The organism is Dyella sp. GSA-30, from assembly GCF_027924605.1.
Taxonomy (GTDB): domain Bacteria; phylum Pseudomonadota; class Gammaproteobacteria; order Xanthomonadales; family Rhodanobacteraceae; genus GSA-30.
In genome coordinates this window covers 4,228,067-4,248,541 of sequence record NZ_AP027042.1, presented here as the reverse complement: position 1 = coordinate 4,248,541, position 20,475 = coordinate 4,228,067, and the positions used below count along the sequence as shown (strand labels likewise).

At 60.3% G+C, this 20,475-nt stretch carries 14 protein-coding genes; 8 read left to right on the top strand and 6 right to left on the bottom strand.

The genetic code is table 11. From position 1 onward, the window contains the following. The first annotated feature begins 5 nt into the window (after positions 1-5). Genes QMG46_RS17815 through QMG46_RS17805 form a run of 3 tightly spaced genes read left to right on the top strand, consistent with a single transcriptional unit; the run spans position 6 to position 7,869 of the window. On the top strand, positions 6-3,113 hold the full coding sequence (locus tag QMG46_RS17815; RefSeq protein WP_281849195.1) for an efflux RND transporter permease subunit: 3,108 nt from the start codon (positions 6-8) through the stop codon (positions 3,111-3,113). After that, the gene (locus QMG46_RS17810) at positions 3,110-6,418 is read left to right on the top strand and encodes an efflux RND transporter permease subunit (protein WP_281849194.1); all 3,309 of its coding nucleotides are present in this window, start codon (positions 3,110-3,112) and stop codon (positions 6,416-6,418) included. Before QMG46_RS17815 ends, QMG46_RS17810 begins: the two co-directional genes overlap by 4 nt. A gap of 2 nt (positions 6,419-6,420) precedes the next feature. Further along, positions 6,421-7,869 carry an efflux transporter outer membrane subunit gene (locus QMG46_RS17805; protein WP_281849193.1) on the top strand — a complete coding sequence of 483 codons (1,449 nt, stop codon included), beginning with the start codon at positions 6,421-6,423 and terminating at the stop codon, positions 7,867-7,869. 84 nt (positions 7,870-7,953) lie between these two features. On the opposite strand, the gene QMG46_RS17800 is transcribed toward QMG46_RS17805, so the two are convergent. After that, positions 7,954-8,829 (bottom strand): alpha/beta hydrolase, encoded by an 876-nt coding sequence (locus tag QMG46_RS17800; protein WP_281849192.1) that lies wholly within the window; start codon positions 8,827-8,829, stop codon positions 7,954-7,956. A gap of 158 nt (positions 8,830-8,987) precedes the next feature. After that, on the bottom strand, positions 8,988-9,962 hold the full coding sequence (locus tag QMG46_RS17795) for an AraC family transcriptional regulator (RefSeq protein ID WP_281849191.1): 975 nt from the start codon (positions 9,960-9,962) through the stop codon (positions 8,988-8,990). A gap of 93 nt (positions 9,963-10,055) precedes the next feature. On the opposite strand from QMG46_RS17795, the gene QMG46_RS17790 reads away from it, so the two are divergent. Next, positions 10,056-11,258, top strand: coding sequence for an MFS transporter (locus tag QMG46_RS17790; protein WP_281849190.1), 1,203 nt, complete (start codon positions 10,056-10,058; stop codon positions 11,256-11,258). Positions 11,259-11,307: 49 nt separating this feature from the next. Here the strand turns inward: QMG46_RS17790 and QMG46_RS17785 are convergent, their stop codons facing one another. After that, on the bottom strand, positions 11,308-12,069 hold the full coding sequence (locus tag QMG46_RS17785; RefSeq protein WP_281849189.1) for an NAD-dependent epimerase/dehydratase family protein: 762 nt from the start codon (positions 12,067-12,069) through the stop codon (positions 11,308-11,310). Positions 12,070-12,589: 520 nt separating this feature from the next. Between QMG46_RS17785 and QMG46_RS17780 the strand changes: the two genes are divergently transcribed. Further along, positions 12,590-13,606: a hypothetical protein gene (locus tag QMG46_RS17780; protein ID WP_281849188.1), complete on the top strand. Its 1,017-nt coding sequence runs from the start codon at positions 12,590-12,592 to the stop codon at positions 13,604-13,606. A gap of 25 nt (positions 13,607-13,631) precedes the next feature. After that, positions 13,632-13,958: a ubiquitin family protein gene (locus tag QMG46_RS17775; RefSeq protein WP_281849187.1), complete on the top strand. Its 327-nt coding sequence runs from the start codon at positions 13,632-13,634 to the stop codon at positions 13,956-13,958. Positions 13,959-14,035: 77 nt separating this feature from the next. Here QMG46_RS17775 and QMG46_RS17770 read toward each other — a convergent pair whose 3' ends face one another. Then, entirely contained in the window at positions 14,036-14,707 is a 672-nt protein-coding gene (locus QMG46_RS17770) for a YceI family protein (protein WP_281849186.1), read from the bottom strand. Between the two features lie 228 nt (positions 14,708-14,935). On the opposite strand from QMG46_RS17770, the gene QMG46_RS17765 reads away from it, so the two are divergent. Beyond that, entirely contained in the window at positions 14,936-15,868 is a 933-nt protein-coding gene (locus QMG46_RS17765) for a winged helix-turn-helix domain-containing protein (protein ID WP_281849185.1), read from the top strand. A gap of 247 nt (positions 15,869-16,115) precedes the next feature. On the opposite strand, the gene QMG46_RS17760 is transcribed toward QMG46_RS17765, so the two are convergent. Further along, entirely contained in the window at positions 16,116-16,976 is an 861-nt protein-coding gene (locus QMG46_RS17760) for a hypothetical protein (protein WP_281849184.1), read from the bottom strand. Between the two features lie 321 nt (positions 16,977-17,297). Between QMG46_RS17760 and QMG46_RS17755 the strand changes: the two genes are divergently transcribed. Continuing rightward, on the top strand, positions 17,298-18,767 hold the full coding sequence (locus QMG46_RS17755; protein ID WP_281849183.1) for a GGDEF domain-containing protein: 1,470 nt from the start codon (positions 17,298-17,300) through the stop codon (positions 18,765-18,767). Here QMG46_RS17755 and QMG46_RS17750 read toward each other — a convergent pair. Continuing rightward, complete coding sequence (locus tag QMG46_RS17750) at positions 18,764-20,425, bottom strand: methyl-accepting chemotaxis protein (protein ID WP_281849182.1); 1,662 nt, start codon at positions 20,423-20,425, stop codon at positions 18,764-18,766. The two genes, QMG46_RS17755 and QMG46_RS17750, sit on opposite strands and share 4 nt — an antisense overlap. Positions 20,426-20,475: the final 50 nt, after the last annotated feature.

Sequence of the window (20,475 nt, the reverse complement as noted above, 5' to 3'; positions counted from 1 at the left end):
CTCCGATGAACATCTCCCGCTTGTTCGTACTCAGGCCGGTGGCGACGGCGTTGCTGATGATTGCGCTGGTGCTGGTCGGCCTCGTCGCCGTGCGCTTCCTGCCGGTGTCGTCGTTGCCTGCGGTCGACTACCCGACCATCCAGGTGCAGACCTTCTACCCTGGTGCCAGCCCTTCAGTGATGGCCACCACCGTGACAGCGCCGCTGGAAGTGCAACTGGGCGAAATACCTGGCCTGCAGCAGATGACCTCGAACAGCTCCGCCGGGGCATCGGTTATCACCTTGCAGTTCGATCTGTCGCTCAACCTCGACGTTGCCCAGCAGAACGTGCAGGAAGCGATCAACGCAGCCAATAGCCTGCTACCCACCGGCCTGCCAGCGCCGCCGACCTATGCCAAGATCAATCCGGCCGATCAACCGATCCTGACGCTGGCGGTGACCTCCAAGTCGATGTCGCTGCCGCAGTTGCAGGACGTTGCCAATAATCGCCTTGGCTCCAAGATCGCCGAAGTGCCGGGCGTCGGCCTGGTCATTCCCGCCGGCGGCAACGTGCCGGCGATACGCGTCGAAGCGGATCCGCAGAAGCTCGCCGGGTACGGACTGAGCATCGACGACCTTCGTTCGCTGATCGCGAACGTCAACGTCAGCCAGCCCAAGGGAAATTTCGACGGGCCCAAGCTCGATTACACCATCAACGGCAACGACCAGATCCAGAATCCGCAGGATTACCTCAATACGGTGGTGTCCTATCAGAACGGCGCGCCGGTGTATCTGCGCGACGTGGCGCGGGTCACGCAATCGGCGCAGAACACCGAGCAGGGTGCCTGGTACAACGGCACCCAGGCGATCGTGCTTAACGTGCAGCGCCAGCCCGGCGCGAACGTGATCGCCACGGTCGATCAGATCAAGCAGAAATTGCCGCAACTGGAATCCACCTTGCCGGCTGGCATGAAGGTGGAGATCGTCTCCGATAGCACCGGCGTCATTCGCTCGTCGGTATCGGATGCGGCGTTCGAACTGGGTCTGGCCATTGTGCTGGTCGTGCTGGTGATCTTTGTATTCCTGCGCAATTTGCCGGCAACGATCATCCCGAGCATTTCCGTGCCGGTGTCCTTGGTCGGCACCCTGGCGGTGATGTACCAGCTGGGTTACTCGATCGACAACCTTTCGCTGATGGCGCTGATCATCGCCACGGGTTTCGTGGTCGACGATTCGATCGTGATGATCGAAAACATCGTGCGTTATCTGGAAGAGGGCAAGACACCGCTGGAAGCGGCGCTTGAAGGTGCGGGACAGATCGGCTTTACCATCGTATCGCTGACCGTATCGCTGATCGCGGTACTGATCCCGCTGCTTTTCATGGGCGGCGTGATCGGTCGTCTGTTCAGCGAATTCGCCGTGACGCTGGCCGTTACCATCGTGCTCTCCGGCGTAGTCTCGCTGACCCTGGTGCCCATGCTTTGCGCGCGTCTTCTGCGTGCGCAGGCCGATCGGCATCCGAGTCGTTTCGAACGCATCAGCGAGGGCCTGTTCGACAAGACCCTGGCAGCCTACGAGCGTGGGTTGCGCTTCGTGATGGCGCGGCAGACGCTGACCCTGCTGGTTTTCCTTGGCACGGTAGCCCTGACCGTGATTCTTTACATCACGATCCCTAAGGGCTTGTTTCCGACCCAGGACGTGGGCGTGATCCAGGGCATCAGCGTGGCCGACAACTCGGTGTCGTACAAGGCGATGGTAGAGCGTCAATCCGCCTTGGCCGAGGCCATTCTCAAGGATTCGAATGTCACCGGCCTGACCTCGTATGTGGGTATCGACGGTACCAATACGACGCTCAATAACGGCCGCTTCCTGATCAACCTGAAGGAGCGCGACGATCGTTCGTTGACCGCGGCCGAGGTTGCCAGAAATCTGCAGAAAGAGGTGGCGGATGTTCCCGGCATCAAGCTGTATCTGCAGCCCGAACAGGATCTCACGCTCGATACCACCGTATCGCCAAACCAGTACCAGTTCGTCCTGAGAGGGCCGTCGCAGCAGGCTTTCATGCAATACGTGCCGGCCTTGCTCGAGCGGATGAAAAAGATCTCCTCGATCACCGATGTCACCAGCGATCTGAACAACGACGGCCTGAGTGTGAACGTCGAGGTGAACCGTCAGCTCGCCGCACGCTATGGCATTACCGCGGCCACCATCGATAACGCACTTTACGATGCGCTGGGACAGCGCATCGTGTCGACGATTTTCGAGCAGTCCAGCCAATATCGCGTGATCCTGGTCGCCAAGCCTGAAAGCCTGCCCACGCTGGAATCGCTGGGTGATATCTATCTGCCCAGCCAGACCGGCAGCAGCGGCCAGGTACCGTTGAAAGGCATCGCCAAGATATCGATCACCAAGTCGCCCCTGGTGATCAGCCACTTGGCGCAGTTCCCAGCGATCACGATTTCCTTCAACCTGGCCAAGGGCGCCTCGCTCAGCAAGGCCGTCGAGGAAGTAAACCAGGCCGAGCAGGCGATACATCTGCCGTCGTCGATTACTTCATCGTTCCAGGGTGCGGCGCAGGCCTTCCAGGACTCGTTGTCCAGCGAGGTATACCTACTGATTGCCGCACTGATCGCGGTCTATATCGTGCTCGGCGTGCTGTACGAAAGCTTCATCCATCCGATCACCATTCTGTCGACCTTGCCCTCCGCCGGTATCGGCGCCTTGCTGGCGTTGATGGTCGCCGGTAGCGACCTGGATGTGATCGGGATTATCGGTATCGTGCTGCTGATCGGTATCGTCAAGAAGAACGCGATCATGATTGTGGACTTCGCGCTCGAAGCCGAACGAGAGCATGGCAAGCCGCCGGAGGAGGCGGTCTTCGAAGCCTCGTTGCTGCGCTTCCGCCCGATCCTGATGACCACGCTGGCGGCGATGCTCGGCGCCTTGCCGATGCTGCTGGGCACCGGTACCGGCTCGGAGCTGCGCCGGCCGTTGGGTCTGGCCATCATCGGCGGTCTGGCGCTTAGCCAGGTGCTGACGCTGTTCACCACGCCGGTGATCTATCTGTTCTTCGATCGGCTCGCGCAGCGCTTTGGACGCAAGAGCGCCGATCCGGCCACCGAGCACGTGCCGTGAGTATCCCCGGGCTATTTATCCGGCGACCGGTCGCGACCACCTTGCTGGCGGTCGCGATCCTGTTGTCCGGCTTGCTGGCGTATTTCAAGTTGCCGGTCGCACCGCTGCCGAACATCACCTTTCCGGTGATCGTGGTGCAGGCGAGCATGGCTGGTGCAAGCCCGGACATCATGGCGTCCACGGTGGCTGCGCCACTCGAACGGCGCCTGGGTGCGATTGCCGATGTGTCGGAGCTGACCTCCACCAGCTCCGTCGGTTCGGCGCAGATCGTTATCCAGTTTGGCTTGAGCCGCGACATCAATGGTGCGGCTCGTGACGTGCAGGCGGCGATCCAGGCTGCGCGCGCGGATCTGCCGTCCACCTTGCGCAACAACCCGACGTATCGCGAGTTCAACCCGGCCGACTCGCCGATCATGGTGCTGGCACTGACCTCGCCGACATTGACGCGCGCGCAGCTTTACGATTCAGCGAACTCGGTCATCCAGCAGCAGCTTTCGCAGGTGAATGGGGTAGGGCAGATCACGCTCGGTGGCAGTGCCCTGCCGTCGGTGCGCGTGGAATTGCAGCCCGATCAGCTCAACAGCTATGGCATTGGCCTGGAAGACGTGCGTGCCGCGATCAGTTCTGCCAATGCCAATAGCGCCAAGGGACATATCGACCAGGGCGACCAGCGTTACGAGGTGACCTCCAACGACCAGATCAACAAGGCCGCGCCTTATCGCGACCTGGTCGTGGCCTATCGAAACAACGCACCGGTATTTCTACGCGACGTGGCCGATGTGCAGGACTCGGCGGAGAACATCCGCAATGCCGGCTTGTACAATGGCAAGGACGCGGTGCTGGTGATCGTCTATCCACTGCCGGGCGGCAATATCGTCAAGACGGTGGCGCAGATACGCAAAGTACTGCCGTCGATCGAGGCGACCTTGCCCAGCAGCATCCATATCGGCGTGGCGCTCGACCGCTCCCAGTCGGTCAATGCGGCGGTGAACGACACCGAGCGCACCTTGTTTATCGCCGTGCTGCTGGTGATCGGCGTGGTCTTCGTGTTCCTGCAGTCGCCCCGGGCGATTCTTGTACCGGCTGTTGCGTTGCCCTTGTCGATCGTCGGTACGTTCGGTCCGATGTACCTGCTCGGTTACAGCCTGGACAATCTTTCGCTGATGGCCTTGACCATCGGTACCGGCTTCGTGGTCGACGATGCAGTAGTGGTGCTTGAAAACATCGTGCGACATGTCGAGACCGGCATGGACGTGCGCGAAGCGGCCCTGGTGGGTAGCGCCGAGGTCAGTTTCACCGTGATCTCGATGAGCCTTTCGCTGATCGCCGTGTTTCTGCCGATTCTGCTGATGCCCGGCGTCGTCGGCCTGCTGTTTCACGAGTTTGCGGTGACGTTGTCGATCGCGATCCTGTTCTCGCTGGTGATCTCGCTGACCGTCACGCCGACGATGGCGGCGTATGTGCTCAACCACAAGAACTCGCTGCATTCCGAGTCACGCTGGGCGGTCTGGTACGAGCGGCAGTTCGAGCGCTTCAAGAACGCGTATTCCCGCTCGCTCGATAGCGTGCTCGATCATGCTCTGCTGGTCGGGTTGTTGCTCGTCGGCCTGATCGTTGCCAATGTCCTGTTGATCAAGCTGGTGCCGTCGACCTTTTTCCCCGAGCAGGACAACGGCATCCTGCAAGGCCAGATCATCGCCGACCAGAGCATCTCGTTTCAGTCGATGGAACAGAAGCTCGCCCAGTTGCAGGCGATCGTGCAAAAGGATCCGGCGGTGGCCTCGGTGGCCGGTTTCACCGGTGGCCGAGCGCTCAATTCGGCCAATGTGTTTATCGAATTGAAACCGTTGGCCGAACGCCATATCTCCGCGGCGCAGGTAGTCGACCGTCTCAGACCCAAGCTTGGCGGTGTGTCGGGCGCGCGGTTGTTCCTGCAGGCGGCGCAGGATCTGCGTATTGGTGGCCGTTCGTCGGCGGCCGAGTACCAGTACACCTTGACCAGTGACGACCCGACCGCGTTGTTTACCTGGGTGCCGAAACTGGTGGCTGCGCTCGGCAAGCAACGCGGCCAGATGCAGGACGTCAATTCGGATCTGCAGCAGAACGGCCTGCAGATATACGTCAATATCGATCGCGCGGCGGCGGCGCGTTATGGCTTTGCACCCAACCAGATCGACAGTGTGCTTTACGATGCCTTTGGCCAGCGCACCGTGTCGACGGTCTACAACCAGCTCAACCAGTACTACGTGGTGATGGAAGTCGCGCCCAAGTATTGGCAGTACCCGCAGATGCTCGACCGTATGCGCTTCAGTACCGCGGCAGGCAATGCCAGCGGAACGCAGCAAACGCAGATGTCCAGCGCCCTGGTGAAGGGGGTGACCGCGCCTTCAGTGGTGAGCGGTACGCAAGGTGCGTCGACCTCGACCAATGCGCGTAACGCCGATGCGGAAGCGAACCAGTTGACCAATGCCATCTCCAATGCCAAAGGCGGCAGTTCCAGCGGCAGCGCGGACAGCACGGCGGCCGAAACGCTGGTGCCGTTCCCGGCGCTGGCCAGCTATGTCAGCAACCACACCGCCACCCAGGTCAGCCACCAGGATGGTCTGGTCGCTGCCACGATCTCGTTCAATCTGCCGCCGGGTGGTTCGTTGAGCCAGGCCTCCGCGACCATCGATCAGGTATCGCGAGATCTGGGCCTGCCCGCGTCGATCCATGGCAGCTTTGCCGGCGCCGCGCAGGTTTATGGACAGTCGATGTCGACCATGCCGCTGCTGATTCTTGCGGCGCTCGCGGCCGTCTATATCGTGCTGGGCATGCTTTACGAGAACACGATCCATCCGATCACGATTCTTTCCACGCTACCGTCGGCGGGTATCGGTGCGACCCTGGCGCTGCTGATTTTCGGTACGCCGTTTTCGGTCATCGCCATGATCGGCATCATTCTGTTGATCGGTATTGTCAAGAAAAACGCGATCATGATGATCGACGTCGCCATTCATTTGCAGCGCGACGAAGGGCTGGAGCCGCGGCAGGCGATTCATGACGCGGCGGTGGTACGCCTTCGCCCCATCATGATGACTACCGCGGCGGCCGTGCTCGGCGCGGTGCCGTTGGCGATCGGTATCGGACAAGGCGCATCGCTGCGCCAACCCTTGGGTATCACCGTCATGGGCGGCCTGATATTCAGTCAAGTCTTCACCCTGTACACGACGCCGGTGATCTATCTCTATCTGGACCGCTTGCGCGCCCGGATCGCAAGGTGGTCGGCCAGCTTGCCGTGGAACAGATTGGATGCGAACGCATGAACATGAAATATTCCCGCACCGCTTTAACCGTATCCCTGGCATTGCTGCTCGGCGGCTGCATGGTCGGGCCCGACTATCAGCGTCCCCAGGTAAGTGTGCCGGCTACGTACAAAGAACTGCCCGGTTGGCAGGCGGCTTCCCCGGAGGCGGCCGACGCGCCCAAGGGCAACTGGTGGGCCGGTTTCCACGATCCGTTGCTCGACCGTCTCGAACCGATGGTCTCGGTGTCCAACCAGACCGTGCGCCAGAGTTACGCCAATTACCAGGAGGCGTTGGCCGAGGTGCAGGTCGCGCGCAGCTCCCTGTTTCCCACCATTGGCATTTCAGGCTCGGGAACCCGGCAGCGCAGCGCGAGCAGCAACTTCGGCAATAGCACGACAGCCTCCAGGGGCGTGGTGAATTCCGGTTCGTTGGAGGGCAATGTCAGTTGGGCGCCAGATCTGTGGGGCAAGGTTCGCCGCACGATCGAAGAGAACAAGGCGACGGCCGAAGCGAGCCAGGCGACCTTGGCCAATGCGACGCTGTCGGAGCAAACCGCATTGGCCACCGCGGTCATCGACCTGCGCGTGGCGGATGCCAATATCGATCTGCTGCAGAAGACGGTCGACGCGTACAAGGAGTTTCTGCGTGTCGTGGCCAACCAGGGCTCGGCGGGTATTACGCCGCCGTCGGATGTGATCGCCGCGCGTACGCAACTGGAAAACGCGCAGTCGAGTTTGATCGCGCTGGGCGTGTCGCGTGCGAAAGACGCTCATGCTATTGCCGTATTGGTCGGCAAGAACCCGGAAGAGCTGGATCTGCCGCACGATGCGACGATACCGACCTTGCCGTCGATTCCTGCGGGCGTCCCGTCGACGTTGCTGCAGCGCCGCCCGGATATCGCCGTGGCCGAGCGCCAGATGGCCGCGCAGAATGCGGCGATCGGCGTCGCGATCGCCGCGTATTATCCGGACCTGTCATTGACGGGTGCCGACGGCTTTTCGCAATCGCCGCTGGCCGGCTTGCTGCATGTCGCCAATCATGTGTGGTCGCTGGGTGCCGACGTTAGCGAGACCGTGTTTGATGGCGGCGCTCGTCATGGGCAGGTTGCCGCTGCCAGGGCAGCTTACGAGGCGGCCATTGCCAATTATCGAGGTACGGTGCTGACGGCATTTCAGAACGTGGAAGACGACCTGTCGGGTCTGCGTATCCTCGCGCAGCAGGCCGAGGTGCTGGACGCGGCGGTGAACGATGCGAAGCGCGGTTCGGAGATTGCTTTCAACGAATACCAGGCGGGCACCGTCGACTACACCACGGCGGCCACAGCTCAGACGACCTACCTCAATACCCAGCAGTCGGCGCTGAGCGTGCAGCAGCAGCGTCTCTTGGACGCCGTATCGTTGATCGGCGATCTTGGCGGTGTGCCGGATAACGATGCTCCTGACGCGAAAACTGCGGCGGCTGGGCGTTGAAAGAGCCCCCCTCACCCCAGCCCTCTCCCCCGGCGAGCCAGGGGAGAGGGGGCGCACTGAGGCGAGTTTGAATCTTGCGCGCTTTTAGCTCCCTCTCCCCTGGCTATGCCGGGGGAGAGGGTTGGGGTGAGGGGGCGCAAGAGGCGATGCGAAGCGAGCCTTCTGCAGTGTGGCCTCCAGAAAATCCCTCACCCGTTGACGATACGCATCACTCGCATAGCGATATAGATCGACATGCCGTGCACCCGGAACAATCCATAACCAGCTTCCTGCACCCGCCGCGGCATACATGGCACGTGACTCGTCGAGCCGTGTATGCCTATCCGCATCGCCGGCAATCAACAATATGGGTGCAGTCATCCCACCGATATGATCTATCGGGCGCAGCCGTTCCGGATCGATCGCCAGCATCGCGTGCATGGTGATAAGAAATGACTGGGTCAGCCATGGACCTGCCGGTCCCACATGCAAGGAAAGACGATCTCGCAAGGCATCCTGGATCGTCGGATAGACCTGCTCGAGCACGATGGCATCGACCTGCAAGGTGGGTTCGGCTAACAACACCGCTGCACCGCCCATGGACGTCGCGATGATGCCGATGCGTTCCCCCGGTACTTTTAGCCTGAGCCAGTCAAGCGCCGCACCGGCATCGCGCGATTCGCGGTAGCCGAACGTAACGGCATTTCCCTCGCTTTCTCCAGCGGCTTGAAAATCGATAAGCAAGACCGAGTAACCCAGATCATGCAGCCAACGTGCACGCGGCAACATCGCCAAACGGTTGGCATGCACGCCGTGCAGGAGAAGGACGGCGCCATGGCGGGGCAGGCCGGGTATGAACCAGCCGCGTATCGTGTTGCCCGATGTGCTGGCGAAACTCACCGCCGTTGCGGATAAATCCGCTGGAGGCGAGCCCATTTCTTTATGAGCAGGCAGGACGAGCAACTTGCCGACAAAGGCCATCGTGTCGATGCCGGCGCTAGCGAGTACAAGCAGTGCTGCGACGATGGTGCGCAGGGTGCGATACGGAGTCACTGACATAGCTCCTGACCGAGCCTGTCATCGTTGCCAGTAACCATGGCCAGGATCGGGCAGGTCAGGGCGTTTGTCGGGGCGCGTTTTTAATCCACGGCATGCGCTTGTGTACGCAACGCCCCTGGTGGCTGCCCAACGATGCGTTTGAACGCGCGACTGAAGGCGGCAAGCGAGCCATAGCCCAACCGGAACGCCACGGTTTCGATCGACTGACGGTCGTGACTGATCCATTGGGCAGCCAGACGCATGCGCAACTCGGTCAGATAGCGAACGGGGGTCATGCCGGTGACGGCGAGAAAACGTTCGGCAAACACCGAGCGGGAACTGCCCATTTCCGCGGCGAGTTCCGCAACCGTCCAGTTCTTGCCCGGATCGCGGTGCAACGCCAGGATCACCTTGCCCAGTTTGGGATCGCGCAATGCTTCTACCCACCCGGTCGCGTCGCCGCATCCGCACTCGACCCAGCCGCGCACGATGAATGCGGAGACGACATCGGCAAGTCGAGCGAGAATCCCAGCAAAACCCGCACGCTTCGTTTGCGACTCACGCTCCATCGCATCGAGCATGGTCCGAAGTTCTGGATACCGTTCCAGCAGCGTGCCGACCAGCATCACTTCGGGCATGGAGTTGACCAGCAACTGCATGCCACCCAGATCGAACTCCATGCATCCGCTGAAGATCAGCGCGCCGGTGCATGCGGATGCGTCGTTTGCATTGGGCTTGACGGCGCACACCGTGGCGCACAGGTCGGTGGTCTCGAAGTCGGCGATGTCCTGGCAGGGAATGTCCGGCGTCGACAGCAGCGCATGTGCGCCACCTTGCGGCAGTAACGCAGCGTCTCCTGTTTCCAGGCGATAGAGCGTTCCGCTGGTGCCGCGCAAAAAGACCGGCCCTTTACCGATGAAATGAAACTGCGCTCGGCCCGGCGCCTTGCCAAAACCGAGGCCGAACGGGGCCACCGCCTCGATCCGCTTGTACTGCACACCGACCAGCCGCATGCCCAGCAGCAGCTCGCTGGCCAGATCGTGTGTGTCGGCTGGCTGGGGTAGGGGTGTGGACATGTCCGGACGAATAATCAAGAAGTACGGATTGTATATCATAGACCGTCCGGCTGGCGGCCCTTAGGCTAGCCTTTTGAAAGGGAAATGCCGCGAATGAATGCGTGTCTGCAAGTCGACGTGACCCCGCCGGTAGAGCAGAAACCCGCCTGGGGCGCGGTTTTCTCGCTATCGCTGGGTGTCTTTGGGTTGGTCACGGCGGAATTTCTACCTGCGAGCCTGTTGACGCCGATGGCCTCGACCCTCGGTGTGACCGAGGGCCTGGCAGGCCAGGCGGTGACGGCCACTGCCGCCGTTGCGATGGTGACCAGCCTGTTGATTGCGACGATCACGCGAAACATCGACCGGCGTTGGGTCTTGCTGGCGTTCTCGGTGCTGCTGATCGTGTCGAATGTGTTGGTGGCTTTCGCACCGAACCTCCCGACCATTCTGATCGGCCGCGTATTGCTTGGCATCGCGATCGGCGGGTTCTGGACCATGTCGGCCGCGACAGCGATGCGTCTGGTGCCCGAAGCGATGGTGCCGCGCGCGCTATCGATCATGTTCAGCGGCGTGTCCCTGGCAACCATCGCTGCCGCGCCACTTGGTAGCTATCTGGGCGGCATCATCGGTTGGCGGCATGTGTTTTTGTGGGCGGTAGTGTTGGGTGCGCTGGCGCTGGTCTGGCAGCTTGTGACCCTGCCCAGAATGGCGCCGAGTGGCACTACACGCCTGGGCACGTTGATCGAAGTGCTGAAGCGTCCGGGGATGGGCCGGGGCATGATCGCCTGCACCCTGGTATTTACCGGTCACTTCGCCTTCTTTACGTATCTGCGTCCGTTTCTGGAGGGTGTCACCGGTGTCGGCGTGAACGGTCTTTCGGCGATCCTGCTCGGCTTCGGTGTGGCCAATTTCCTGGGTACCTCGCTCGCGGGTCTGATGCTTGAGCGCAACTTGCGTCTCACCTTGATGTTCATGCCATTGCTGATGGCGCTGATTGGTTTTGGCCTGGTCGTACTCGGACGGGTGCCGGTTCTGCACGCGGCATTGGTATCTCTCTGGGGGATGGCATTCGGCGCGGTACCGGTGGCCTGGTCCACCTGGATTACGCGCACCGTGCCCGACGAAGCGGAAAGCGGCGGTGGCCTGATCGTTGCGGCGGTTCAACTGGCGATCACGATGGGCGCGGCTGCCGGTGGCGCGATCTTCGACGTGAGCGGTGCCAAGGGCGTGTTCAGTGCAAGTGCGGCGGTGCTTTTTGCGGCTGCCTTGATCATTGCGCTGAATTTCCGCACGCGACCAGCGCTGGCGACGCAGTAAAGCGCGTGATGGAAACGAGTACCGATACATCGGTACTCGTTTCCGCCCCCTATTGCCCGATCTGCGCGTGAACCGATGGCGCCCAGCCGAGCTGCTGCCGTGCTTTATCGGTCCTGAGCAGCGTGCTATCGCTGGCGATGTTGTAGATGCCAGGGCGCCCCCGTTCCACGGCAAGCGCTGCTGCATGCGCTGCATCGTCCACGTGCAGTGGCATGTTCTTGCCATCGGGCGTATCGGCACCGGTGCCGGGGCCCCACAACTGTCCGTAGCGAAGCACCAGACCATCGATACCCGCTTCACCGAGCACGGCATGTTCGAGCGCGATGACTCCGCCGACACTGATCGCGCGCAGGCCTTGTGCGTTTTCTTCCAGCGGATCGTCTTCGCCGAACGGCTCGTTGCCCGGTGCGTAGGCCCACGCGATGCTCTGCGCCACGATGCGATGCGCGCCAGCGGCTCGCGCCGCTGCCATCAGGTTGGCGGTTCCTTCCGCGCGAATCTGCGCATTGCGGCGCACGCCTTCTTCCATGCGGCTCGGATCCAGGCCACGCGGCAGATCGGTCAATTGATGCACGACGACATTGGGGCGAATAGCTGCTACGGCGTCCCTCAAGGCTGCCGTGTCAAAGACGTCCACGACCACCGGTGTTGCACCGGCGTGTGTGAGCAGGTCGACCTTTTTGCCCGGTGTGCGGGTGGTGCCAAAAACACAGTGTCCGCGTGCCACCAGCAGGGGCAGCAGGCGCGAGCCGATAACGCCGGTGGCGCCGGCGACAAGAATGGTCAACGGTAATGCGGTTGTCTGTGTCATCTGGGTGGCCTCGGTAAGCTAAGGGGCATATCCAGGACGCACGAATCGGGTCGCGTGTGACCGGCCTTCGAGTCGTTGGTTACATCGATTATTAATTGCGTTAATTAGCGATTAATTTCCTAATTATTATCAATTGAGTCTCATAATCATTGTGTGATTACCGTTTTCACGCGCGTTCTACTTTCGCTAAAGCCGATTATCGAAAGTATCCGCGCGGCGAACCGGTCCCGATCGATCGAGGATCGGGTCGCCATGGGAGTGCGGGGACGATCTTCAAGCTGGTGCTTGCCTGGTGCGCCGACGCGTTGTCGACGTCATCCATGCTGATGGCGTGGGCGTGGGCGTGTCCGCGGCTTGGGGTTTGTGCGATCGATGTGTATATCGAGCGGTCTCCAAGGGTTGATCGATTCTTTCCTATACCTGGGACATGACGATGAAATCTCGACTGATATGGTGCTTCGTTTGTGCCACTGGCCTCACGGGCAGCGCGTTGGCGGCTCCGCTGACGTCAGGAACCTTGTTGAGCGTGGATCAAACGGCGGGAGCCTCACACCTGGGGCAATTGTTTACGGTAAATCAGAGTACGGGTCAGCGTGTTGTTTTCAGCGATTTCAATAGTGCATCGCAAGGCGTGCTTGGCGTCGATCCGAATGCGGTTGGCTGGAAGCCACCGGGGTTGCTGGGCCTGATTCCGGGCGAAGTGTTGGTGACCGATGGAAGTGGCGGAACTAACGAACAGGGCGCGCTTTATACGATCGACCCATCGACCGGGCAGAGGACGTTGTTCAGCGATTTCGGCAACAGTGCTCAAGGCCCGCTGGGTCTTTATCCCCAAAGTCTGCTGGTCGTGCCTGGCTTGTTGGGCCTTTGGAGTGGCGTTCTTGTATGCGATCCCTTCGCCGGTACCAATGGACAGGGTGCCCTTTTTTCCATCGATGGCAGCGGCAATCGATCAACCGTGATCGATTTTGGCGACACCAACGGCACGCAAGGTGTTTACCCGGACAGCATGGCGCTGTATCCGGGCTTGCTTGGGCTTACGGTGCTGGTCAGCGATGGTAGCGCGGGCACCAACCAGCATGGCGCGTTGTTCAAGGTCGACCCCGTGGCGAAGACACGATCGGTGTTGAGCGATTTTGGCGATAGCAAAGAAGGCTGGGTGGATTCCAATCCATTGAGCACGCCGGTCAACGTGTTGGTTACACCGGGCAACACCATTTATGTGCTTGTCGATGAAGCCGGTACGAATGGGGAGGGCGCTTTGGTCAAGGTGGATGCCGCTACGGGTTTTCGCACCCTGATCAGCGATTTTGGCAATGCCGCTCAGGGTGCGCTCGGCGCAAATATCAATGCCTTGGTATGGCTGCCCAATATCGGTGGCATTGGAGTTTCCGATAGCTACGCCGGTACGAGCGGCAATGGAGCGGTATTCCTGGTCAATCCGTCAACAGGCGCGCGAACGACGTTGAGTGACTTTGGCAATACGGCGCAAGGGCCATTGGGTGCCGAACCGACCGGGCTGGCGCTTACTCAGTAAATAACCCTCCCACTGAGGATCCATCATGAAGACGACCAACAAACGCAGCACATGCCTGTCGGCGCTTTTGCTGGCTTTTCTCGTCCTGGGTGGTGCAGTGTTCGCCCCGGCAGCCATGGCGATGCAGGTCTTTGTCAAGACGCTCACGGGTAAGACGATCACTTTGGAAGTGGAATCTTCCGATACCATCGAGAACGTCAAGTCCAAGATTCAGGACAAGGAAGGGATTCCACCGGATCAGCAGCGCCTTATTTTTGCCGGCAAGCAACTGGAGGATGGGCGAACCCTTTCCGACTACAACGTCCAGAAGGAATCGACATTCCATCTCGTGCTTAGGTTGCGCGGAGGCTGATACCAGAAGGGCTGTGGCATCTGCATGCATGGTGGCAGCGCCTTCATGAGGCGCTGCCATTTCTTGCTGGTCAACGGTTAATTGCGCGCCGCCGATTCGGCATCGGCGGCTTTTTTCGCCGCGGCCCTGGCATCTTCGGCAGCCGCGTCGGCATCGGCCTTGAGTTGTTTTACATAGCCCTTGGCTTCATCGGCCTGGCAGGTGATATGGATGCTTACTTCATCGCTGACCTGGGGCACGAAGGCGCCGAGGCCGAAATCGGAGCGCTTCAGCGTTGTCGTCGCCTCGAATCCGATGGAGGGGAGGTGGCTGCGAATATTGGTGCCGACTTTGTTGATGGTCACGTCCAGGGTCACTGGCTTGGTCACGCCGCGTACGGTGAGGTTGCCGGTCACCTTGAGTTTGTCCGGTGCACTCCCTCGTTCGACCTTGGTGCTGCGGAAGGTGGCTGTCGGGTATTTCGCGGTATCGAAGAAATCGACCGTGCGAAAGTTCTCGTCGAGATCGGGCACGCCGCTGCTGAAATGGGCGAGCTCGACCGTCACCGCCACGGTGGAACGGGTAGGGTCGGCCTGATCGAAATCCAGCGTGCCCTGCGCCATGGTGAACTGCGCGGTAGGATTGGAGAAGCCCAGGTGGTTCCAGCGAACGACACCCTGGCTGTGCTGCGACTCCAGAATATAGGTGGTGGCATGCAACGGGACGCTTGCAAAAACCAGTGCGGTGGCGAGGGCGATAGAACGAATCATGCAACAGACTCCTTGGGTTCCGCCGCCGGCACCCTGCCAGCGCGGTTGCCGCCAATGTGCTCGGGTGTGAAGCGCGAAGTCCTGAAATGCGCCTGAAATTCTCTGAAGATCTCTGAATTCGCGTTATCGCCGGCCTGTTGCTTTCATTCGACCTGGATGCTTGCCGGCCCAAGGGCTTGCTGCCACCATCGCTTGGCCGCCGGTTCACGGCTATAAACGATGGCTTGTATGTCGTCTGGTTCGGAATCCTTGTCCAAGGCCACGTTGCGTATTGGCGACTGGTCAGTCAGTCCCCTGGCGGGGCAGATGACACGTGGCAGCGAAACCGTCCGGGTGGAAGCGCGCACGATGCGCTTGCTGTTATGCCTGGCCGAAAATGCCGGAGAAGTCGTCAGCATCGACGATCTGCTCGATCAGGTATGGCGTGGGGTGATCGTTACCCCCGATTCGGTCTATCAGGCCGTGACGGCATTGCGTCGCCTGTTGGGGGACGACCCCAAGCAACCGGCCTACATCGCTACCGTTCCGCGACGTGGCTATCGCATGGTTGCCACGGTCGCTGCCGGCGAAGATTCGGTAATGCTGCCGATCCCATCGCAGGTGGCGGCCAATGACGAATTTGACATGCGAGCGGATGCGGCGCCGAAGAAAGCGCGCCGCTTTCTCTATCTTTGGATAGGTTTGTTAGCCAGCGTGGCCGTGCTGGGTGGCCTGGCTTCGTATCTGTTGTTTGGCCATGCCCCTGTACCCCAGGTTGCCGCGGTCGTTCCCAATCCCCGTTCCATTGCGGTGCTTCCGTTCCTCGATTTGACCGATACCATGAACGAAGAGCCGTTTGCCGACGGCATGACCGAAGAACTGATTGGCAGGTTGAGCCAACTGCACGACTTGCACGTGGCATCTCCCACGTCGTCGTTCTATTTCAAGGACAAGCAGGTCACGGTAGAGCAGGTCGCCACGTCGCTGAATGTCGCCTATGTACTCGATGGCAGCGTCCGGAAATCTGGAAACACGCTGCGTGTGGCGGCGCGACTGGTTCGCGCCAATGACGGCTTCGTCGCGTGGTCGGAAACCTACGATCGCACCTGGGACGACAAATTGATGATCCAGGACGATATTGCCAGCGAAGTGAGCAAGGCGCTGAAAGTGTCGATCCGTTGATGTTTCAAATCTTGCGGGAACGACAATGCTTTGTCGTGACTTCAGGGCGCCTCTAAAGACCTATCCTATTCGTCATCGCGGCGCAGGCCGGGATCCACTCCTCAGTGGCCGCATGTAAGACAGCTTATGGCAAGCATCTGCGCTGAGGAATGGATTCCGGCCTGCGCCGGAATGACAAATAGGAGGCGTGTTTTTTTGGGGGGCCGAAGTCGTTTCCACAGAAACTCAGCTGCATTTTCAAGCCGGATTACTTAAGCGTCTTGGCGCCACCGCGTTGCGCAAACGGTGCCAGCGAGGCTGCATTTTTGACGAAAACGTCGGTGAAACTGCGCGCCGCCGTATCGGCGTTGCCTTTGACGTGATCCAGCGCCGTGTGCACCTGCTTGCCGCCACCGCCGCTGAGTTCGCGGCCGCGCTCGGCCAGCATCAGGCTTCCCATCTTGTACGCCCATTTCATGCCGCGCTGGGTCAGGCCTGCCTGACCGAAGGCGGCGTGTGCCTGGTCGGGCTTCCCGGCGATCAGGTGCTGGAGGCCGTCGGCGACATGTCCGCGTCGTTCGTCTTCCGGCTTTTTTGAGTTCCAATAGACCTTCTTGCTGTCCTTAGCGTTTTTCGGGCTCGCCAGTCGCTTGTCGAGTGACTGTGCGAGGTCTGGATAGTCATAGACCTTGCTCTTGCTGTTGTTCCAGACGGCGGCAATGTCGTTACCTACATGCAGCGAATGCGCGCCTATCTGTTTGCCGGGATACTCGATCTTGCGGTTGACCTCGGCCACTTTCAGGCGCGCCTCATCGATGGTGCCACCGGCATCGCGCTGTTTGCGCAGCTCCTTGGAGGTCTTGAGGATCGCGCCCAGCTCCTTGCCGAGTTTGTTGAACTTCAATGGTTGGAAGGCGAGTACGTCGTTGAGCGTACGACCGCCGGGAATGCCGACACCGCCATGCATGTTGATCGTCGGTTGCGCGTTGCCGAGATCGATCGTCGCGCGATACGCCTCCTTGCTGATCGGCGGGCCGTTAATACGACCCGAGCGGCGCGGTTCGTAAGGGGCCGCCGAGGCAGCTCTTTCCCTGCGTCGTTCTGCGGCGCCTGATTCTGCCTTCGGCATGACAGTTCCCCTGGAGTCCCTGATTGGGACGCTAATGTCGGCAGGGGGCCAGGTCAAGCCGAATCGTACTAATCAGGTCACATAATCAGGCCAGGGCTTTTATCTCGTTATTCGATAATGCCTTGGAACCATGGGGGTAACCGGGTACCCCGGCAAGTCGGGCGCAGGATATCTCGCCCTTGAGCGGGCCGAGAATGCGGTGGTTCACACTAAGTCGCCGTTTCTTATGGCCTTCTTTACCCTGGTATCGGAGGGATGATTCTTGTGTATCGGCGCCGCAGTCGCGTATGGTGGCTTTGAACGCAACCCGAGGGAGGGAGCGTGCCGGTATTATTTTCGCTGCTCTATTTGATGTGCCATGCCTTGGCAATCATGATCTTTGCCCGCCAGGCAATGATCATCTCTTTTGCTTTTCTCGTTGCCGCTCCGGTGATCGCCGCAGGCGTATGTTTTTGGCGAGCGGGCAAAGTCGGTTTTTCGCTGACCAAGGGCTGGTCCGCCCTGGGCCTGGGCGTGCTGTTGTGGGCAGCCGGCATGGCGCTGAACATGCGCCAGGAAGTCTTTCTGCAGAATCTCAATTCGACACCCGGCGACAGCATGCTGCTGTACGTGCTCTATGGTGTCCCGTTGACGTTTGCCATTGCCAGCACCGACGAAAACATCTGGTACGTACGCTTGATCGACGGTGTGCTGGCGGCGGTACTTGGTTACCTGTATTTCGTGCACACGTTCTCGCTCGCCACGGCGCAGGGAGCCACTGCGTACGGTTTGGCGAATCTACGCATGATGTTCGATCTGGAGAACATCTTTATCGTGTTGTTTTCGTTGATTCGGTACGTGACCAGCACCGTGCCGTACAAGCGGCAGTTTTTCCGGGTGCTGGCGATTTTCTCGCTCGTTTATCTGCTGACGGCGTCTTACATCAATCATGTGCAACCGGAAGATACCGACTTCGGTGGCTTGTCCGATCTGATCATCGACATTCCTTTTCTTGTCCTGATCATGGCCACGTCGATCGGTGCCGGTTCGGCTTTTCGTATCAAGGCATCGCGGCGTATTTCGCTGGTGGTGCATGCCGGTAGCCCGCTGGTAATGCCGGTGACCTTGTTGCTGGTATCGGGTTTTGTCGTACGCTCGCATCTGGCACTTGGGATAGCCGGGTTTGTCATCGCCACGCTTGGATACGGCTTGCGCAGTGTGCTGATACAGGTGCGAGCCTATGAGGAGCGTGACCGGTTCAATGAGCTTGCCCGAGTCGACGAACTTACCGGCGTGTCCAATCGCCGCCAGTTCGACGAAACGCTGGCGATGGAATGGCGGCGGCTCAGGCGTTCGGGCGAAAGCGTGGCGATATTCATGCTCGACATCGACCATTTCAAGTTGCTCAACGACATGCTCGGTCATCAGATGGGAGACGAACGGCTACGTACGGTTGCGCGGACCGTTGCCGGATGTACATTGCGTTCATCCGATCTGGTTGCCCGATATGGCGGTGAAGAATTTGCTGTGTTGTTGCCGGCCGTATCGCTGCAAGAAGCGCTCGAGGTAGCCGAGACCATGCGTGCCGCAGTGGAGGCGCTGCGCATGGAAGCGCCTGGCCCGACCGGGATAGTGACGATCAGCGTGGGTGTAGGCTTTCTCGATCGCGTGACCGAGAGTGAGCCGGCCTCACTGATGTCGACCGCGGACGAAGCGCTCTATCAAGCCAAGCACCGCGGTCGAAACCGGGTTGTGTACCACGGTGCGCTTGATCTTTCGGATATCGCCGGCGGTCGCAGCTTCACTCGTTAGAATTCTTGCCAGGCCGTCGATTCGGTGGCCACAGCCATGACAGGGCGAGAGGAAGTCCGGCGGGCAGGGCTCGCCGTCCTGGTGGCCGGCTGGCGAGCCGGCATCTCCGTTGTCGACACGGCATCGCCCGCGAAGGTGAAGAACGCGACTTGTCGCATCAGCTCTTCTGCCAGATCGAGCGCCTGCCGACTTGCGGCACTGGTTTCCTCGACGAGGGCGGCGTTTTGCTGGGTGACTTCATCCAGCGCGGCGACCGCATGGTTGACCTGTTCGATACCTGCCGATTGTTGTGTGGATGCGGCGGCAATTTCGCTGACGATACCCGAGACCTGCACCGCGCCCGATTCCATCTGTGCCAGCGCGGCTCCCGTTCGTTGTACCAGTACCGAACCGTTGGCAACGCGCTCCGTCGTCTCGGAAATCAGCGCCTTGATATCCTTCGCGGCGGTCGCGCTTCGCTGCGCGAGCGACCGTACCTCGGCGGCTACCACAGCAAAGCCTCTACCGTTCTCGCCGGCTCTTGCCGCTTCCACGGCAGCGTTGAGGGCCAGCAGATTGGTCTGGAAGGCGATTTCATCGATCAGTACCGCAATCTCGGAAATATCCTGGCTTGCATCGGTGATCCTGGCCATGGCCTCGACGGCTTCCAGCGCCACTTTCCTGGTCGACATAGCATCGTCGCGCAGAGACGACGTCAGCGTTTGTGCGTGACCGGCGCCTTCGGCGTTCTGACGTACGGTTGCGGTCATCTCCTCCATGGATGCGGCCGTTTCCTCAAGCGAGGAGGCTTGTTCCTGCGTGCGCGAGGACAGGTCGTCGGTTCCTGCCGAAATGTCGCGAGCCGAATGAGTGACCTGGTCCGCGTTGTCTCGAACTTTTCGTACGATGTCGGCCAGCTGTCGGTCCATGGCGCCGAGCGAGCGTAGCGTGTCGCTCAGCTCGTCGCGACCGTCGACGTGCAAGGCATGGTTGAGCTCGCCCTTGCTGATGCGCTCGGCCAGCGCCCTAGCTTTCAAGAGGGGGCGCATGATCGAGCGGGACAGAAAGAAGCCGGCGATCATCAGGGCGATGGCGCCCAAGGCGATCGCGATGACAACGGCTATCTGCGTTTGTGTCTCGATGCGCTGGGAAACCTCGAAGGACTGCCTGGCCTGCTTCTCGTTGATCTGCACGATGGCCTCAATGTCCTTGCCTTCCTGGGCATAGGCCGGGCCGAGCGTGTCCAGCATGAGCTGCTTGGCCTGATCATGCTTGCCGGCGGCCATAAGCGCTTCTGCCTGAGTCACAAGGTTGTGCGCGGCTGTGCGAGAGGCGATGAAGTGTTCCGCGGCGGTCTTTTCTTCGCTGGAAGAAACCTGCGCGGGATAATATTGATTCCAGAGATCGTCCATCTTTTTGCTGTTTATCGCAGCATTCGCCTGCTCGCCTTTCAAGGCTTCAGGCGTTCCCTGTATGAGTGCACGATTGAGCAGCGTCCGATTTTCGTTGAACAGGCCACGAACATCGGTTACTTCGACAATCGGCTGTAGCGCCGTGTTGTAAAGCAAAGCGAGCTGGTCGCCTGTTTTTCGAAGCGCCAACAAGCCGCCGGAACCCACCGCCAGCGCCACCACGACCGCCATGGAAATGATCAGGATGATTTTGGTTCGTACGTTCATGCGCATGCCGGGTACAGATATAGGAGATTGATATTTCGGCGGATAAGACG

What these genes read in the sequence shown, in the direction of transcription:
- QMG46_RS17795 (WP_281849191.1), bottom strand. Translation starts at nt 9,962, where the DNA reads ATGTCCACACCCCTACCCCAGCCAGCCGACACACACGATCTGGCCAGC.
- QMG46_RS17770 (WP_281849186.1), bottom strand. Translation starts at nt 14,707, where the DNA reads ATGATTCGTTCTATCGCCCTCGCCACCGCACTGGTTTTTGCAAGCGTC.
- QMG46_RS17765 (WP_281849185.1), top strand. Translation starts at nt 14,936, where the DNA reads ATGTCGTCTGGTTCGGAATCCTTGTCCAAGGCCACGTTGCGTATTGGC.
- QMG46_RS17760 (WP_281849184.1), bottom strand. Translation starts at nt 16,976, where the DNA reads ATGCCGAAGGCAGAATCAGGCGCCGCAGAACGACGCAGGGAAAGAGCT.
- QMG46_RS17785 (WP_281849189.1), bottom strand. Translation starts at nt 12,069, where the DNA reads ATGACACAGACAACCGCATTACCGTTGACCATTCTTGTCGCCGGCGCC.
- QMG46_RS17790 (WP_281849190.1), top strand. Translation starts at nt 10,056, where the DNA reads ATGAATGCGTGTCTGCAAGTCGACGTGACCCCGCCGGTAGAGCAGAAA.
- QMG46_RS17805 (WP_281849193.1), top strand. Translation starts at nt 6,421, where the DNA reads ATGAAATATTCCCGCACCGCTTTAACCGTATCCCTGGCATTGCTGCTC.
- QMG46_RS17775 (WP_281849187.1), top strand. Translation starts at nt 13,632, where the DNA reads ATGAAGACGACCAACAAACGCAGCACATGCCTGTCGGCGCTTTTGCTG.
- QMG46_RS17800 (WP_281849192.1), bottom strand. Translation starts at nt 8,829, where the DNA reads ATGGCCTTTGTCGGCAAGTTGCTCGTCCTGCCTGCTCATAAAGAAATG.
- QMG46_RS17750 (WP_281849182.1), bottom strand. Translation starts at nt 20,425, where the DNA reads ATGAACGTACGAACCAAAATCATCCTGATCATTTCCATGGCGGTCGTG.
- QMG46_RS17815 (WP_281849195.1), top strand. Translation starts at nt 6, where the DNA reads ATGAACATCTCCCGCTTGTTCGTACTCAGGCCGGTGGCGACGGCGTTG.